Here is an 18086-nt window from a genome sequence, read left to right as displayed (position 1 = left end):
ATTACTTGTTGTTTTTGTTTGCGTACATTTCTAAACCAACCACTAAACCGATACCCAAAACCACCCCAACAACAGCAAAACCAATAAGCGCAGGTTGTTGTGTTACTTGCTCATAGTCAAATGGAGATAGGTTGTGCTCAATTAAAGGGGTTTGTTCACCTTTTGAGTTCACGCGCCATTCAATCACCTCTTTCCAAGGCCAAATTTTACCTAGCGTACCGACCATTAACCCCGTTAAAAAGATTAAGGTAATATCACGGAATTTTCTTAATAAGAAAGATAAAACATGAGAAAAACTTAATAGACCAATGACACAACCTGAGGCAAATAGACCCATTGTGCCTAAATCAAGAGATTTTACTGCATCAAGGACAGGGCTATACATACCAATAAGCAGAAGAATGAAGCTGCCTGAAATCCCCGGTAGAATCATGGCACAAATGGCTATTGAGCCAGCAAGGATATAAGTAAAGGTTGATGGTGTCATTGTCATTGGGTTTAGTACCGTAATGCTATAAGCAAACGCGGCCCCTGCCAATAACATAACAAAGCGATCTAATGACCATTTCTCAATTTGTTTTGCGATATGAATGATTGAGATGATGATCAAACCAAAGAAGAAAGACCACAGTGGAATAGGGTGCGTGTGCAGCATCCATGTGATGAATTTTGCGAGTGTTAAGATGCTCGTCAAAATGCCAGCAAAAAGAGAAATAAGGAAAAAACCATTAATGTGTGCAAATGCTGCTTTAAATCCTTCACGTTTCCATAACCCTAAAATAGAAGGATTAATGCGACGAATGCTTTCTAAAAGCGTGTCATAAATACCAGTAATAAAGGCAATCGTACCACCAGATACACCAGGAACAACATCAGCTGCACCCATTGCCATCCCTTTAAAAAATGTCGTTAAATAGTTCATTTTAGCTCTATATAGATGAAAAAAAACTTATGCATAATGCACGAAGGTACGTGATTATACATAAGTTTTGTATAAAAAATGATTATCGTAAGATCATTAATGAGATAATAGTTAGAGTCATTTATTATTTCATCATACTGACTAGCTCATCTGCCATGGCAATCGCCGCTTTTCTATTCGCTAAATTTAGCTTTTGGTATAAATTGCGAATGTGGGTTTTGATTGTTGTTGGTGCCACATCAAACTCTGCGGCAATTTGCTCATTACTGAAACCTGAGTAAATTAATCCTAATACTTGCCATTCTCTATGAGTAAGAGGGCTTGCTTTGATCAGCTCTGGGATCTCTGGATTATTAATCACTTTTTCAATAAAAGTTTCGTCAAAATGGGCGGAGCGAGAGCGTTCATTATTTGATAATGCTTTTTGTAATTGCTCAATACGATGCTTTTCAAGTTCGGTGATATGTCCTTTTTGTAGCAATTTGGCTAAGGGTTTTAGAATGTCTTTACCCGCCATTAAAAAACTACCAATAATACCCGTTTGATTTGATTGCTTTATCGCAAGATGCATGGCTTCGATTGACTCATTAATTTGCTTATTTTCATAAAGTAAAACGGATTCTATTACGGCATTACGGTTAATATCGGTAATCAATTTATGTTGTTGTGCAACGGTCTGTGACTCTTGTAAGGTGATAATCGCGGCATCTATCTCACCTAAGTGATACTGGGCTCTTGCTATGTTACGCCATTGCAGTTGAGTAAAGTGGTTACAACGGGTCTCTGGCTTTTCTGTCTGAGTTAGCCAATAACGGATAGCATCGATATTGCCTTTGGCTTGCCAATAGAAAAGCTGGGCAGAAGACGCGTTGGCTTTCCAATCGATATGGTAATCAGCTTGGCTCAATAGTTGTTGGCATTTTTCTAGATAGCGCTTCGCTTTGTCTAGTTCACCGCGAGCGACGGCTAATCGAGCTAACATTGAATACCCATGCAGGTGTTTGGTTTCATCAAAGGGGGAAAGAACGTCTAATCCTTTCCAGGTGTATTGCTCTGCTTCATCAAAACGAAACCAGAACCAGTAGATCTGCGCACGTGAACGTAATAAAAATTCATGCAAAGGTAGCTGGCCTAAATCTTGGTCTTCAATCAGCTTGAAACCATTATCCTGTAAATCAAAAGCCGCTTGCATAAAGCCCTGCGCCATTAATATTTCACTTTGTTGTAAAATAGCCCAGAGTGCTTGGTGATAAATACCATAAGTCATGGCCATTTTTTCAGTTTGCTGCATTAAAGCAAGCGCTTGTGCAAGGTTACCTGAAACGTGATGGTATTCGCCAATCACGGATGTGGCGACAATACGGCTGCGGTACTTATTGGTATCTAACTCTTCGAGGGCTTTTTCTGCAAAGACAAGAGCGGCTTCAGGCTCATTTTTGTTGATAGCAACTTGAGCGCGTAAAGCATCGAGTTCACCCTGCATCTGTCTATCTAACGCAATATTACGTGCAGACATCTCTTTTTGCCCTTCAGACAGTAGATCATCTACTTGTAAGTAATTGTGCTGGCTTTGTGCTAACCATGCACGGATGATGACTAATCGTGGAGAAGTAAATAACACCTCGGGATCTAATTGCGTAATCGTTGATTCAAGTAACGTAAGCTCGCCATTATTGAATAGGTGCCAGCCATACTGCGTTAAGATCTCTGCGACTAATTGGTCATCTTTAGCATTTTTAGCGTGGCGAAGTGCGTGATAAATATTCTTTTGTGATAACCAAGCGTGTGCGGCTTTCTGCTGCAGTAGCACTTCTTCCTGTGCTAAGTAGTTTTGGCGTTGATGTGTTAAAAATTCGGCAAATAAATTATGAAATTTATACCAGTCTTCTTTATCACTATCACTATCACTATTAATAAATAGACCGAATCGATTTAGATTTTCAATGAGTAGCTGTGCATCGTTTCGGCCTGTCACACTGACAAGTAACTGAGTACTAAAGTGTTCAAATACCGCACAACGCATTAAAAATTGTTGGGTTTCTTTATCTAAATGATCAAATACTTCTTCAGCAAGATAATCCCATAAATGGGCATGATTAAGTTGAGCCATCGCCTGTGTTGAATTACTTAAAGGCTGATTATGTTGAATACTATGTAGGGCTATGAGCTGCAAGGCTGATGGCCACCCTTCAACGTGTTTACGAATATTGGTAATTGATTCTTGGTCAATTTCACCGTTAAGACGTTGGTTAAAGAAAAGAGAGGTTTCTGATTGATCAAACGCTAAGCTTTGATTATCAATTTCAATTAATAGATCTCGAACTCGCAAATTGGCCGTGTTTAGTGGTGGCTGAGAGCGACTGGTAATAACCAGAGTGAGATTATCAGGCAAGTGCTTAAGGAAGAACTTTAACCCAAGATGAATCGCTTCATTGGTGATTAAGTGATAGTCATCGAGTACGAAATAGGCTTCTTCTTGAAATGGGATCAGTTCAGTAAATACTTGAGAAAATAGACTGGATAAAGAGGCAAATTGACGTTTATCTGTTAATGCTTTGGAGTGAGGAAGATCCAGTCCGGTTGCATTACTAATGGTTTGAATAAAGTACTTAGCAAATTTAAATTCATCATTGTCGCCGTCATCTAGGCTGTACCAACCTGTTGTTTTTTTATCAGAAAGCCACTGTGCAGCCATGGTTGTTTTGCCATAGCCAGCTGGAGATCGAAATAAGACCAGTTTGTAGTGAATGGCATCTGCAAGTGTATTAAGTACACGCTGTCTTATGATGGCGTTATGCAAACGTCTAGGAAAATGTAACTTCGATGGTATTAACATAATTATTGTTCTTCTTAAAAATACTGAGAAGATTATCCATAATATTAGAAAAGAATGTCTCATCTACGCCCCATTAGTGTGATCTATGTTTCTTTTTAGTTACTGTTTGTTTTGTAAATCAATTGGTTCTATTGCGTTGTATGATGTAATTTTTGAAATGTTCTAAATTGTGATCTTGTTATCATTTTGCATTTAATACCGCAAAATTGTGTCAGTTATCACGTCAAACTAGCCTGTCAGCCTACAAAGTTTGAGTTATATCACGCTAAATTATGGTCGTTTTTACTACGCCTTTCTTGATTTTAGTCTCCACCCCCAAAGAGGAGGATGCGCTATTATCTGAAACAGGCAGGATTACTCACAGTTGATTTATGAACCTTTGTGAGAGAGACAAGATGAAAACGAATAACGTCAAAGATTTTGATAAAGTGGCATTTAAAGCTTCTGTAACGCAGCATTTAGTAACAACATTTGGTGCTGATGAAAAAACGGCCACTTCTAAGGTATGGTACTTAGCGATGGGTAAAGCCTTGGCTGAACTGACCACATTTGACCTTGTTGGCACTGAAAATGATGAGAAAATTAAGAACGCACGTAGTGTGAACTACTTATCTTTAGAGTTCTTAATTGGCCGCCTAACCGGTAACAACCTTATTAGTATGGGACTTTACGAAGACATTACCGCTGCTATGGGTGAGTTAGGGCATAACTTAACGGATTTATTAGAAGAAGAACGAGATCCTGCATTAGGCAATGGTGGCCTTGGTCGTCTAGCCGCATGTTTTATGGATTCATTAGCAGCGCAAGAGTTCCCTGCGATTGGTTATGGCCTACATTATGAATATGGCCTGTTCCGTCAATCTTTTGATGATTGTCGCCAACAAGAAGCTCCTGATGCATGGCGTGGAGTAGAAGGTTACCCGTGGGAGATTGCTCGTCCTGATTTTGCACAAAACGTTGGTTTTTACGGTAAAGTTGAAACGTACACTGACAACGGTGAAGAGAAGCGTCGTTGGGTTCCGAGCATGTCAGTTGAAGGTATGCCTTGGGATTTACCAATTGTTGGTTATGAAAGTGAGACGGTTTATCCACTACGCTTGTGGGAATGTCGTGCAAAAGCACCGTTCAGCTTAGCTAGCTTTAACAATGGCGATTACTTTGAAGCGCAGCATGCTCTGATTGATGCGGGTAACGTAACGAAAGTCTTGTACCCTAATGATAACCATGAGAAAGGTAAAACACTGCGTTTAATGCAGCAGTACTTCCACTGTGCATGTTCGATTGCGGATATTTTGCGTCGTCATGATGCGGCGGGGCATAAGATTGACGATCTGCCAAAATACGAAACAATCCAACTAAACGACACACACCCAACGATTGGTATCCCTGAATTAATGCGTATTCTAGTTGATGAGCGTGGCTTAACATGGGATGCAGCGTGGGCCATTTGTTCAAAGACATTTGCTTACACTAATCACACATTACTTCCAGAAGCTCTAGAAACATGGAGCGAATCGTTAATTTCTCGTTTGCTTCCTAGACATATGGAAATCATTTATCAGATTAACTATCTATTCTTAGAAGGCGTAAAACTGAAATGGCCGGGTGATGTAGATAAACTACGTAAGCTATCAATCATCCAAGAAGGTACTCACCGTATGGTGCGCATGGCAAACTTATGTGTGGTTTCTTCTTATGCGGTAAATGGCGTAGCGGCACTTCACTCTGAGTTAGTTAAGCGTGATTTATTCCCTGAGTTTAATGAATATTTTCCGGGCAAATTAACCAATGTGACGAATGGTGTAACACCTCGCCGTTGGTTGAAGTTCTGTAATCCAGGGCTTTCAAATTTAATTTCTGAAAAAATTGGAAACGAGTGGCCAGCAGATTTAGACCAGTTACGTGATATTGCAAAATTTGCCGATGACGCGAAGTTCCAAAAAGACTTTATGGCGGTTAAGAAGCAAAACAAACAACGTCTTGCGGATTGGGTTCAAGAGAACATGGGTATTGAACTCAATACTGATGCGATCTTTGATGTGCAGATTAAACGTCTGCATGAATACAAACGTCAGCATTTAGATCTGTTGAATATTCTTTCTTTATACCACCGTATTTTGAATGAACCTGGTTTTGATATGCACCCACGTGTGTTCTTCTTTGCTGCAAAAGCGGCGCCGGGTTACCACTTAGCAAAAGAGATCATCTTTGCTATTAACAAAGTGGCTGAGAAAGTAAATAACGACCCTCGTGTATCTGACTTCTTAAAAGTGGTTTTCATTCCTGATTACCGTGTAAGTATGGCTGAAATCATCATTCCAGCAGCTGACGTTTCTGAGCAAATATCTACCGCAGGTAAAGAGGCATCAGGTACGGGTAACATGAAGATGGCCCTAAACGGTGCGTTGACTGTCGGTACAATGGATGGCGCAAACGTTGAGATCCGTGAAGAAGTTGGCGACGAAAACATCTTTATCTTCGGTCTTGATGTTGATGAAGTTGAAGCGCTAAAAGCCTCTGGTTACAACCCATATAAATATTATGAAGCCGATTCATTACTGCAAGCGTCATTAGACCTATTGGCAGGTGATGAGTTTACTCCGGGCAAAGTAGGTCTGTTATCTGCGACGCGTGACAACCTGCTTTATGGCGGTGACCCGTACCTAGTACTGGCTGACTTTGCAGATTATGTTCGTGCTCAAAATGACATTGACGCGGCATATCGTGATCAAAAACAGTGGGCGAAAATGGCTATTTTAAACACTGCTCTTGTAGGCAAATTCAGCTCTGACCGTAGTATCCGAGATTATGTAAATAACATCTGGAAACTAGAAGCAGTAAACCGTTAATTAAAAATATAATAATGAGGGCAGTGTTATGCTGCCCTTGGAGATAAGCGATGAAAGATAATAATAATGTACTACATCAGGTCGCAAAGCAGGCTGGGCTAGCAAATAGTTACGTAAGTGCTTGGGGCAATGAAGAAAAAGTCAGTGATGATACCTTAATTCGTTTACTGGCTTCTTTGGGTCATGATACGAAGAATGAAGAAACATTGCAGCGTTCTTCTGAAAAAATGCAGAAGCAAGACGTGTTAGCTCCTGTGTCTGTTATTCGTGATAACGAGCCACTCCAAGTTTCTATGCAGTTAGGTAAAAGTGCTCGCATTAGTGAGTTCAGTTGGAAAGTAACGACTGAAAATGGCGAGATCCTTGAAGGTTATCTGCAATCTCAAATTGTAGCAGATGAGCGTGAAAATGGCGGGGTATTACTATTTTCGTTACCGACTCTACCTTGGGGTTACCACACATTAGAAGTGATTCGTAAGCGTCGTAAAGCACCTTATGTAATGACATTGATCGTGACACCTCAAGCGTGTTTTAAACAAGACGCGATCACTCAAGGCAAAAAAATGTGGGGCCCAAGTGTTCAGCTTTACACGTTAAGAACCGCGCATAACTGGGGTATCGGTGATTTTGGTGATCTTAAGCAATTAGTCGGTGATATTGCAAACCGTGGTGGTGACTTTGTAGGTTTAAACCCGATTCACTCACTATTTCCTGCTAACCCTGAAGGAGCGAGTCCGTATAGCCCATCTTCTCGTCGTTGGTTAAATATTCTTTATATTGACGTGTGTTCAGTACCAGAATTTGCATTGTGTAATCAAGCGCAAGAGTTGGTTGGCAGTGCGGAGTTCCAACAGCGTTTAGTTGAAGCTCGCCAGTCTCATTGGGTAAATTATACTGAAGTCTCTGCGCTAAAAATGAGTGTCCTTCCTTCGTTGTTTGCTGAGTTTAAAACACGTCATTTAGATAAAAACAGCGCTCGCTCTGATGCGTTTCTTGCATTTGTCGAAGAGGGCGGTGAAAGTTTACTTCATCAAGCGGCCTTTGATGCGCTGCATCATTCACTCTATACCAAAGATCAAAGCATTTGGGGCTGGCCTGTATTCCCAAGAGAATTACAGCATTTTGATAATAAGCAGGTGCAGCAATTCATTAAAGATAATCGCGATCAAGTTGATTTGTACATGTACCTACAATGGATAGCCTCTACGCAAATCAATGATGTTCAGCAGTTTGCCGAGAAAAAAGGCATGGACGTAGGTCTGTATCGTGATTTGGCTGTGGGGGTTGCTGATTCTGGCTCTGAAACATGGGCAGATCACGGAAACCTATGCTTAGATGCGAGTATTGGTGCTCCACCTGATATTTTAGGCCCTCTAGGTCAAAATTGGGGGCTACCACCATTAAATCCACATGCATTAAAAGCAACGGCTTATGAAGCGTACATCGAATTACTTCGTGCCAACATGAAAGCATGCGGTGCATTGCGTATAGACCATGTATTGGGATTATTACGCTTGTGGTGGATCCCTAAAGGTGAAGACGCAACCAAAGGCGCATACATGTACTATCCAGTAGAAGACATGTTGTCTATTTTAGCCTTGGAAAGCCATCGTTATGAGTGTTCTGTGATTGGTGAAGATTTAGGTACTGTTCCTGATGAAATCGTTGATTTACTGGCTGATGCTGGCATTCACTCTTATAAAGTGTTCTTCTTCGAAACCGCAGAAGATGGCGGTTATTACTCTCCAACACATTACCAAGAGCAATCAATGTCTGCGTTGTGTACGCATGATATGCCAACCTTGCGCGGTTTTTGGCATTGTGATGATTTAAAAATGGGCGAAGAAATAGGCCTATACCCAGATGCTGATCAGCTAAAAGCCTTATTTGAAACACGAGCGGAATCTAAGCAAGAGATTTTAAACAGTGTTGATTTTCATGGCTTCCTTCCTGAAGGCATTGGTCGTGATGCGTCTTATGTTCCTATGGATAGACACTTAAGTGATGCGTTGCAGTGTCATTTGGCAGCAGGATCGAGCACGCTTCTCAGTTTACAGCTTGAAGATTGGCTAGAAATGGATAAACCAGTTAACATACCGGGAACTGTTGATGAATATCCAAACTGGCGTCGTAAGTTATCTATTACTTTGGATGAGATCTTCAATCGTCAAGAAGTGAATGAGTTAACTAAGCGTTTAACTGACATCCGTGCTCAAGCTAGCCGAACATAATAGGAGTATTTACGTTGAACTTACTTGTTGAACGTAAAGAAAAGGACATTTACATGCAGCTCGAAATGGCTGCATTTTCAGATCCATTTTCTTTTCTAGGTCCACAATATCAATCTACTGACATTGCATTGCGTGTTTGGCTTCCGGGAGCCACTTCCGTTAGTGTACGCCTTTCTTCAAACCAAAAAAATTACGTATTACACACTGAACCTTCTCAAGAGGGGGTGTTTATTCTCAATGAGCCTCTCGATTTAACAGATCAACATTATCAGTTAGTGGTTAATTGGAACGGCATAGAGCAAGTAATTGACGATCCTTATCAATATCATGATATTGCTCCAAATGATGCTCAAGCGCATACACCAAAAGAGATGTATAACCACCTAGGTGCACATATTATGACGGTTGAACGTTGTGGTGAATCAGTGCAGGGTGTGCGTTATGTCGTTTTTGCTCCGAATGCATCAGCGGTGAGTGTGATTGGTGATTTCAATCAATGGGATGGTCGTCGTCACCCAATGCAGCGTATTGATAATGGGCTTTGGGCTTTGTTTATCCCTGAACATATAACAGGGGTAAAATATAAGTTTGAGCTTAAAGGACCTAAAGGAGAAGCGCTGCCTCATAAAATGGACCCGTTTGGCGCTCATAATGAACAGTACCCCTCTTTTGCTTCGGTGGTTTATGATCAGGCAAGTTATCAATGGCAAGATTCTATCTGGCAAACACGCCCTGTAACGCAAAAACAAAAAGAAGCACTCTCTTTCTATGAACTTCATGCGGGATCTTGGAAGCGAAATGAGCAAGGAGAGTTTCTGACTTATCGTGAATTGGCTGAGCAGTTAATTCCATACATGGCTGATATGGGTTATACCCATCTTGAGTTAATGCCTGTATCTGAGCACCCATTCTATGGCTCGTGGGGTTATCAACCGATAGGCTTATTCTCACCTACGAGTCGATTTGGTACGCCTGACGATTTCAAATATTTTGTTGATCAATGCCACCAAGCGGGTATTGGGGTGGTATTGGATTGGGTTCCTGCACACTTCCCATCTGATTCTCACGGCTTAGCGAACTTTGATGGTACATCATTGTTTAATGATCCTGACCCTCGTCGTGGTTGGCACAATGATTGGCAGAGTTTTATTTATAACTATGACCAACAGCATGTGCGTGAATTTTTAGTATCAAATGCACTGTATTGGTTTGAACACTTCCATATAGATGGTTTACGTGTTGATGCGGTTGCGTCGATGCTTTACCTTGATTATTCACGTGAAGATGGTGAGTGGATCCCTAATTGGGATGGCGGAAATCATAACCATGGTGCGATTGCTTTATTGAAATGGATGAACGAAGAGATTTACTCTCATTATCCAAATGCAATGACTATTGCTGAAGAATCAACCGCATATCCTGGCGTTTCTGCACCCACGTTTGATGGTGGTTTAGGTTTTGGTTTTAAATGGAATATGGGCTGGATGCATGACAGTTTAAGTTATATTCAAGAAGACCCAATCCATCGTCGTTATCATCACGACACGATTACTTTCCCTATGGTTTACGCTTTTAGTGAAAACTATGTATTATCACTTTCTCACGATGAGGTCGTGTATGGAAAAGGATCTATTTTAGATAAAATGCCGGGTGATGAATGGCAAAAAACCGCAAATATGCGAGCATACATGGGGTATATGTATGGTCAGCCAGGTAAGAAACTGAACTTTATGGGCGCTGAAATTGCTCAAAGTGCGGAGTGGGATCACGACAGTCAACTGCAATGGTACCTAACAGAGTTTGAGCGTCACTCTGGTATGCAAGCATTAGTGCGTGATTTAAATAAATTGTACACCTCACAACCAGCGTTGTATCAAAATGATTGTAGCCCGTGTGGTTTTGAATGGCGCTTACAAGATGAAGCTGAAATGAGCGTATTAGCTCATGAACGTTTAGGTGATAACGGTGAGCGTATTTTGGTGGTAAGTAATTTTACGCCAACACCAAGAGAAAATTTCCGTTTAGGTATGCCTGTTTCTGGTGAGTATGAGCTATTACTTAATAGTGATGCGCATTTCTATGGCGGCAGTAATTACGATGTGGTTAGTGAAGTGAAAACGGAAGCCATCGAATCTCAAGGCTTACTTCAATCTATTTCAATCACTTTACCGCCACTTTCAACGGTATTTTATCGTTTAAAGTAAGCGGTTTAAAAAGAGTAAACTAATAAATAGCCCTGAATGACGATGGTGATTCAGGGCTATTTATTATGTATTTTATTCTGGTAATAAATACTCATCAAAGCCAAGTTGAGTAAGGTTTTCAAACGCTTCCCATACTTCTTCAGGAATATCTTGTGCTTCTTGGTAGCCTAGTGATGGATAGACTTTTAATCGATGTAACTCGCCTAAAATAATACTAGCCACATGATCAAAAGTAATATCTGTAGTTGGGTAATTGATAAAGCTAATATTAGGCGAGCTGATACAGAACTCTATATTGTTCCAGTTTTTTAAGAACGTTGCGAGTAGCCTTCTTTCCATATAAGGTTTCTGAACTAAAAGCAGTGATCTCACAGTGATATTTTTTTGTTTTAGCAGTGCTTGAGTAAAGAATATATTTTCGCCCGTATTTGTTGCTTTGGTTTCCACAATAATGGCAGAAGAGGGGACGCCCATATCCTTGGCAACATTGGCAAAGGTTTCAGCTTCGCTTAAATTGAACAAATCTCTTGTAGCACGTCCTTGATCCCCTGAAAAGATAAGTAAAGGCGCATAGCCATCGAGATAAAGTTGAGCGGCATGTTCGGCAACACGTAAATCGTAGCTGCATAATACAAAGATAGCATCGCTTTTTTTTATTGGTTGATTTAAAAGATGATAATCCCAAATAAGTTGAAGCTGCGGAAACAAATGAAGTGACATGTAATTATCCCTACTAAACGATATTATGAAATAATTGCACTGCCTTAAACAACTTTCAATGTCTATTTTATAGAATGATAATCCATATAATGGTTTGGTAAATATAATGTTAACTGATTGTGTTGCTTTGGCTGGAAAGATTGAACTAAAGCACACTCTAGGATGAATTAATATTGAAAATAGATATAAGCTTAAATTTTCGCAATTTTGTAAATTAAATATGTTAAGTTAATCTCAAATAATGATTAAAAGCACTATTAACTAATAGTGATTATATTAAAAATAATCTCAAGGAGAGAAAATGGCTGGTGTATTAGGAATGATTTTGGCTGGTGGGGAAGGGTCACGTCTGCGTCCGTTAACAGAGTCCCGTACAAAACCTGCAGTACCGTTTGGTGGCAGTTATCGTTTAATTGACTTTGCATTAAATAATTTTGCTAATGCGGATTTGATGCGAATTTATGTATTAACTCAGTTTAAGTCGCAATCATTATTCCAGCATATGAAAAAAGGTTGGAATGTAAATGGAATTACGGATCGCTTTATTGACCCTATTCCTGCGCAAATGCGTACAGGTAAGCGTTGGTATGAAGGTACCGCCGATGCGATTTATCAAAACATCAGCTTTATTGAAGCATCAGAGCCTGAACATGTATGCATCTTTGGTTCGGATCATATCTATAAAATGGATATTCGACAAATGCTCGATTTCCATAAGAAGAAAGAAGCAGCTCTGACGGTGTCTGCACTTCGTATGCCAGCTAAAGACGCGACGGGTTTTGGGGTTATCGAAGTCGATGAACACGGAAAAATGATTGGTTTTGAAGAAAAACCAGCAACACCAAAATGTATTCCTGGCCATCCAGGTATTGCTCTTGTATCAATGGGTAATTATATTTTTGAAGCTGAAAGCTTATGTAAAGAGCTTAGATATGATGCAGAGCTTACGGACTCATCACATGACTTTGGTAAAGACATTATACCAAAGATGTTTCCTGAGGGTAATGTCTATGTTTATGACTTTAGCACCAATCATATTACGGGTGAAAAAGAAGAAGTTTATTGGCGTGATGTAGGTACGATTGAGTCGTACTGGGAAGCGCATATGGATCTTCTTAAGAAAGATGCTCCATTCTCTCTATACAACCGTAAATGGCCTCTTCATACCTATTATCCACCACTTCCACCAGCGACATTCAGTGACTCTGACAACGGTCGTGTTCAAATCATAGATAGTTTAGTGTGTGGTGGTAGTTATGTTCGTGGTTCTCGTATAGAGAAATCCGTACTTGGTTTCCGTAGTAACATTGCCTCTGCTTGTGATATTAGTGAAAGTATTCTTCTAGGTGATGTGAAAATAGGAAAGGGATGCGTTTTACGCCGAGTTATCATTGATAAAGGTGTAGACATTGCCCCTGGAACTGAAATTGGTGTTAATCTTCAGGAAGATAAGAAGAAATACCATGTTTCTGATGAGGGTATTGTAGTTATCCCTAAAGGAGAGAGAATTGGTTACTAAGACGCTTTCAATTTTATTTGTAGCATCTGAGGTCGAAGGATTGATCAAAAGTGGGGGCTTGGCTGATGTAGCTAAGGCTCTGCCTAAGTCCCTTAATGCATTAGGGCATCGAGTAAACATTGCGATGCCAGCTTACAAAAGTATTTCAGGTCGAGACGATGCAGAGATCTTATTAGAGACAAATTTAGAACACTGGCCACATACACCTTATCAGGTAAGAGCCTTAGAAGTAGACGGTGTTTCTGTCTTTGGTATTGAGTGTTCTCAGTATTTTGATCGTGCAGAAATGTACGCTGAAAATAATCAAGCTTATACTGATAATGGTGAGCGTTTCGCTTTTTTTAGTGCGGCCGCACTTGATATGCTGCCAAAGCTTAATGTGAAACCTGATGTCATTCATGCCAACGACTGGCACACTGGTTTAGTACCATATTTACTGAAGAAGCGTTACAGCAATGACGCATTTTTTGCACAAACTCGCAGTGTGCTTTCTGTTCATAATGCGGTGTTTAAAGGTATCTTCCATTATGATGAGATTGAATGCCTTTCTGAGTTTAAATCACATTCTGTACCAGAAGCGGCGGTCAGTCATAGTCATGTCAGTTTGCTTAAAGCAGGGGTATTGTGTGCGGATAAAATTAATGCAGTCAGCCCTACGTATGCCAAAGAGCTGCTGACAGAGCTTGGCTCTCATGGTATGGCAAGTGAATTCCAAGCAAGAGAATCGGATTTATTTGGTATTTTGAATGGTTGTGATTACAGTGAGTGGAATCCTGAAGTAGATAGCTTTATACCTAAACAGTTTAAAGCAAATCGTATCAGCATGGTTCGAGGAAAAAAAGCGTGTAAAGCGGCTTTGCAAGCCGAAGTAAATCTTCCTCAAAAAGACGTTGCTGTATATGGCATGGTTTGTCGTTTGACTAACCAAAAAGGCATTCATTATCTATTACCAATTTTGGAGCAGTTCTTAAAGAATGAAGTTCAAGTCGTTATTGTGGGTACTGGAGACCCCTTTTTGGCGAACCAACTGGCTGAGATTTCAGCGATTCATAGCGATAAATTTGCCTTTGTTGAAGCTTACAGCAATAAGCTAGCCCATTGGATTGAAGCTGCCGCTGATTTCTTTTTAATGCCTTCAGAATTTGAACCTTGTGGATTAAATCAAATTTATAGCATGGCTTATGGCACATTACCGATTGTACGTGAAGTTGGTGGTCTTAAAGACAGTGTTATTGATTATGATACTGACTCTGAAAATGCGACAGGCTTTAGTTTTAAAAACCCCGATCCAATAGAATTACTGTTGGTACTAATGCGTTCATTATTACTTTACAGCCAAAATCTAAATGAAATTAAGCGTGTGCAATTACATGCAATGACGCAAGATTTTAGTTGGGATGAATCGGCTGAAAAATATGTGACAATGTATTTATCGTAATTTGAATAAAACGGTTAATTAAACATATTTAAAGGAAAGACATCGCGGCTTTCCTTTTTATTGAGTTTAGATAAGCGTACAGAGTCAGATAAGTTTTGCTGAAACTGTATCTTGACGTTACTTGGGTATAGAATAACGCTCTTTACTGACTAGGTATCGCATCGTGATTTCAAAACTACCTAAATGGGTCGAATACGGCACCTTTTTTCTCGCTCTTTTAGCTGGGATCACTAACTCAGTAGGTCTATTGGGTTTTCAGCATCAATCTATCTCTCATCTTTCAGGAACGGCAACGTTACTTGGGATTCAATTGCTTGGGTTCAATGAAACAACATGGCATTTATTCTTTATCATTTTTAGCTTTATCTTAGGCTCTTCATTAAGCAGCTTAATTGTAGGCTGTACGGCATTAAAATTAGGGCGACGATATAATTTTGCACTGTGTATTGAAAGTGTTTTGCTGTTTGTTGCAATGATTATTTTAGGCGAAGGAAGTCAATGGGGGCATTATTTTGCTTCTGCGGCTTGTGGGTTACAAAATGGTTTGGTTACTACTTACAGCGGCGCAGTGGTGCGAACTACTCATGTAACGGGTGTGCTTACTGATCTTGGGATAATGTTAGGCATGAAGTTAAAGGGAGAGCCGATTCATCGTCGTCGTTTAGCATTGTATCTATTTATCGCATTAGGCTTTGTATTTGGTGGTATGATTGGTGGTTATTTCTATCCTCTTCTTGGGATAAATACATTAGCTATTCCTGCAACGTTATGTGCGCTATTAGCGGTTTCTTATTCAGCTTATCTATATCAACATAAAGATCATTAGCTGTTCTTACTTCAGGTTATTAAATAAAAATGGCCGCTCATTCAGCAGCCATTTTAGTTTCAGCTATGATTAAATCAATATTAAGAATTTGATGGTTGAACTAGTGGTTTGTATGGGTTATCCGCTTTACGACAAGCTGCAGTAGTAAAGATAACATCTGTTGAGCTGTTTAATGCAGTTTCAGCTGAATCTTGAACTACACCAATGATGAAACCAATAGCAACGACTTGCATTGCAACTTCGTTTGGAATACCAAATAGGCTACATGCTAATGGAATGAGAAGTAATGAGCCACCAGCAACACCAGAAGCACCACATGCAGATACTGCAGCAACTAGACTAAGAAGAATGGCTGTTGGTAAATCTACGGTTACACCGACAGTGTGAACGGCAGCAAGGGTAAGTACTGTAATAGTAATCGCAGCACCGGCCATGTTAATTGTTGCCCCCAGAGGGATAGATACAGAGTAAGTGTCTTTATGTAGATTTAAGCGCTCACATAATGCCATATTTACAGGAATATTTGCTGCAGAGCTTCGTGTAAAGAATGCCGTTACACCACTCTCACGTAGACATAAGAACACAAGTGGATATGGGTTACGTTTGGTGATGATAAATACAATTAATGGATTTACAATTAGCGCGATAAACGCCATAGAGCCAAGCAGTACCGCTAATAGGTGGGAGTAACTTGCTAATGCATCAAAACCGGTTTCTGCGAATGTGCTTGATACCAAACCAAAGATACCAATTGGAGCGAAACGGATCACAACCGTTACGATATCGGAAATACAGTTAGATAGGTCGATAAATACTTTTTTCGTAGCATCAGATGCAGAGTGTAGTCCTAGGCCTAACGCAATAGCCCAGCCTAAAATACCAATGAAATTACCTGTCATTAATGCATTGATTGGGTTATCAATGATTTTAAACAGTAAAGTATGAAGGACTTCTGTAATCCCTTCAGGAGCGCTGTTTGTTGCAGCATCTGTGACTAAAGTAAGGGTTGTAGGAAAAAGGAAGCTCATAACCACAGCGGTTAATGATGCACAAAAAGTACCCACTAAATATAAAACGATGACAGGCTTCATGTTTGAATCTTGTCCTCGTTTTTGGTTGGCGATAGAAGAGGCAACTAAAATGAAAACAAGGATAGGAGCAATGGCTTTAAGTGCGCTAACAAATAACTGACCAAATAATCCCGCAGAAGTGGCGATATCTGGGGATAAAATAGCAAGTGCAACACCTGCAATAATACCAATAAGTATTTGAATTATGATGTTTGTATTCATCATACGAACGAGTAGGGGCTGGGCTTGCGACATATAAAATTCCTTTAAATGAGTACTACATGCATCTTATCTGATGCTTATGCGAAGAATGGTAACATTATTGTCTATTTTTTTGCACTATCTTGTTAAAGACTTCTCGAAAAATGCCGATAATATAGAGAATTAATGAGTTATCAAACCAATAGTTGACTATATTATCAACGAAAATAATAAAATGAGCGATATATATGAGTGGAATGTTAAATAGTGTTGACCAACGTACTCAACTTGTAGGTGAAAATCGGTTGGAATTGTTGCTTTTTAAGCTTAATACAACTCAAATTTTTGCTATCAATGTATTTAAAGTTAAAGAAATTCTGAAAGTACCAAAGTTAACGAAGCTTCCTGGATCTCATTATCATATTTCAGGTGTTGCGAGTTTACGTGGTGAATCAGTACCAGTGATTGACTTGCGTGGCGCTATTGGTATGAAAGCGATGGGTAATGATGAAGAAATGAACTTGATTATTACCGAGTACAACCGAACGATTCAAGGGTTCTTAGTTGGCCAAGTACAAAATATTATTAATACCACATGGGCAGACATACAGCCGCCACCGAAAACGGTTGGGCGTCATAACTATCTTACAGCAATCACTCAAGTTGAAGTTGAACCAAATGTTACTCGTATCGTTGAGATTATCGATGTAGAAAAAGTACTGGCAGAGATCATTGAGTATGATATTACTATTTCTGAAGGTGTATTAGATGAGAAGCTTCTTGCCCACATGCCTGGACGTAAAGTGCTTACTGTTGATGATTCAAGTACGGCTCGAGCTCAAGTTAGAAGTACGTTGCAGCAGTTGGGCTTAGAAGTTATTGAGTGTAGTGATGGGCTTCAGGCTCTGAATTTACTAAAAAGATGGTGTGACGAAGGAAAAGTGGTTACGGATGAGATCTTATTAATGATCACAGACGCTGAAATGCCAGAGATGGATGGCTATAAACTGACACATGAAATTCGAAACGACCCTCGTATGAGAGATCTTTTTATTACTCTAAATACCTCGTTAAGTGGCAGTTTTAATGATGCCATGGTTCAGAAAGTAGGGTGTGATCGCTTTATCTCTAAGTTTCAGCCGGATCTCATTGTTGGTGTAGTGCAAGATCGCCTTGCTCAAGTTATTAAATAGCAGATAAATAAAAAAGGAGGCTTATGAGGCTCCTTTTTTATTGTTATCTATCACAATGTTAGTCATTATCTTTTGAC

Annotated in this window: 11 protein-coding genes; 7 read left to right on the top strand and 4 right to left on the bottom strand. The window is 39.9% G+C overall.

The window, feature by feature from the left end:
* Position 1 precedes the first annotated feature (1 nt).
* Positions 2 to 922, bottom strand: coding sequence for a DUF368 domain-containing protein (locus tag PVK62_RS04245; protein WP_274442988.1), 921 nt, complete (start codon positions 920 to 922; stop codon positions 2 to 4).
* Between the two features lie 124 nt (positions 923 to 1046).
* Positions 1047 to 3758, bottom strand: a complete 2712-nt coding sequence (gene malT / locus PVK62_RS04240) for an HTH-type transcriptional regulator MalT (protein ID WP_274442987.1) — start codon at positions 3756 to 3758, stop codon at positions 1047 to 1049.
* Positions 3759 to 4153: 395 nt separating this feature from the next.
* Here malT and PVK62_RS04235 point away from each other — a divergent pair, with 395 nt between their 5' ends.
* The 3 genes from PVK62_RS04235 to glgB are packed head-to-tail and all read left to right on the top strand — an operon-like array spanning position 4154 to position 11042.
* A complete protein-coding gene (locus PVK62_RS04235; protein WP_274442986.1) occupies positions 4154 to 6607 on the top strand; it encodes a glycogen/starch/alpha-glucan phosphorylase in 2454 nt (817 codons plus the stop codon).
* Positions 6608 to 6657: 50 nt separating this feature from the next.
* Positions 6658 to 8838, top strand: a complete 2181-nt coding sequence (malQ, locus tag PVK62_RS04230) for a 4-alpha-glucanotransferase (RefSeq protein ID WP_274442985.1) — start codon at positions 6658 to 6660, stop codon at positions 8836 to 8838.
* Between the two features lie 53 nt (positions 8839 to 8891).
* The gene (glgB, locus tag PVK62_RS04225; RefSeq protein ID WP_274443083.1) at positions 8892 to 11042 is read left to right on the top strand and encodes a 1,4-alpha-glucan branching protein GlgB; all 2151 of its coding nucleotides are present in this window, start codon (positions 8892 to 8894) and stop codon (positions 11040 to 11042) included.
* 72 nt (positions 11043 to 11114) lie between these two features.
* On the opposite strand, the gene PVK62_RS04220 is transcribed toward glgB, so the two are convergent.
* Positions 11115 to 11762, bottom strand: a complete 648-nt coding sequence (locus PVK62_RS04220; protein ID WP_274442984.1) for a YdcF family protein — start codon at positions 11760 to 11762, stop codon at positions 11115 to 11117.
* 301 nt (positions 11763 to 12063) lie between these two features.
* Between PVK62_RS04220 and glgC the strand changes: the two genes are divergently transcribed.
* From glgC to PVK62_RS04205, 3 genes are all read left to right on the top strand, one after another.
* Positions 12064 to 13281, top strand: a complete 1218-nt coding sequence (gene glgC / locus PVK62_RS04215) for a glucose-1-phosphate adenylyltransferase (RefSeq protein WP_274442983.1) — start codon at positions 12064 to 12066, stop codon at positions 13279 to 13281.
* Positions 13271 to 14719: a glycogen synthase GlgA gene (glgA, locus tag PVK62_RS04210; RefSeq protein ID WP_274442982.1), complete on the top strand. Its 1449-nt coding sequence runs from the start codon at positions 13271 to 13273 to the stop codon at positions 14717 to 14719. The genes glgC and glgA overlap by 11 nt, the downstream gene beginning before the upstream one ends.
* A 163-nt stretch (positions 14720 to 14882) precedes the next feature.
* On the top strand, positions 14883 to 15545 hold the full coding sequence (locus PVK62_RS04205; protein ID WP_274442981.1) for a YoaK family protein: 663 nt from the start codon (positions 14883 to 14885) through the stop codon (positions 15543 to 15545).
* A gap of 80 nt (positions 15546 to 15625) precedes the next feature.
* Here PVK62_RS04205 and sstT read toward each other — a convergent pair whose 3' ends face one another.
* Entirely contained in the window at positions 15626 to 16870 is a 1245-nt protein-coding gene (gene sstT / locus PVK62_RS04200; RefSeq protein WP_274442980.1) for a serine/threonine transporter SstT, read from the bottom strand.
* 194 nt (positions 16871 to 17064) lie between these two features.
* Here sstT and PVK62_RS04195 point away from each other — a divergent pair, with 194 nt between their 5' ends.
* On the top strand, positions 17065 to 18009 hold the full coding sequence (locus PVK62_RS04195) for a chemotaxis protein CheV (protein WP_274442979.1): 945 nt from the start codon (positions 17065 to 17067) through the stop codon (positions 18007 to 18009).
* Positions 18010 to 18086: the final 77 nt, after the last annotated feature.

It is taken from the genome of Aliivibrio sp. S3MY1 (assembly GCF_028765575.1).
In the GTDB taxonomy this organism is placed as follows: Bacteria; Pseudomonadota; Gammaproteobacteria; order Enterobacterales; family Vibrionaceae; genus Aliivibrio.
The sequence above is the reverse complement of the archived record's forward strand: the minus strand, read 5'-3'. Positions and strand labels throughout refer to the sequence as shown.

Coding starts and splice junctions, on each gene's coding strand:
- PVK62_RS04245 (WP_274442988.1), bottom strand. CDS start 922: ATGAACTATTTAACGACATTTTTTAAAGGGATGGCAATGGGTGCAGCT.
- malT (WP_274442987.1), bottom strand. CDS start 3,758: ATGTTAATACCATCGAAGTTACATTTTCCTAGACGTTTGCATAACGCC.
- PVK62_RS04235 (WP_274442986.1), top strand. CDS start 4,154: ATGAAAACGAATAACGTCAAAGATTTTGATAAAGTGGCATTTAAAGCT.
- malQ (WP_274442985.1), top strand. CDS start 6,658: ATGAAAGATAATAATAATGTACTACATCAGGTCGCAAAGCAGGCTGGG.
- glgB (WP_274443083.1), top strand. CDS start 8,892: ATGCAGCTCGAAATGGCTGCATTTTCAGATCCATTTTCTTTTCTAGGT.
- PVK62_RS04220 (WP_274442984.1), bottom strand. CDS start 11,762: ATGTCACTTCATTTGTTTCCGCAGCTTCAACTTATTTGGGATTATCAT.
- glgC (WP_274442983.1), top strand. CDS start 12,064: ATGGCTGGTGTATTAGGAATGATTTTGGCTGGTGGGGAAGGGTCACGT.
- sstT (WP_274442980.1), bottom strand. CDS start 16,870: ATGTCGCAAGCCCAGCCCCTACTCGTTCGTATGATGAATACAAACATC.
- PVK62_RS04195 (WP_274442979.1), top strand. CDS start 17,065: ATGAGTGGAATGTTAAATAGTGTTGACCAACGTACTCAACTTGTAGGT.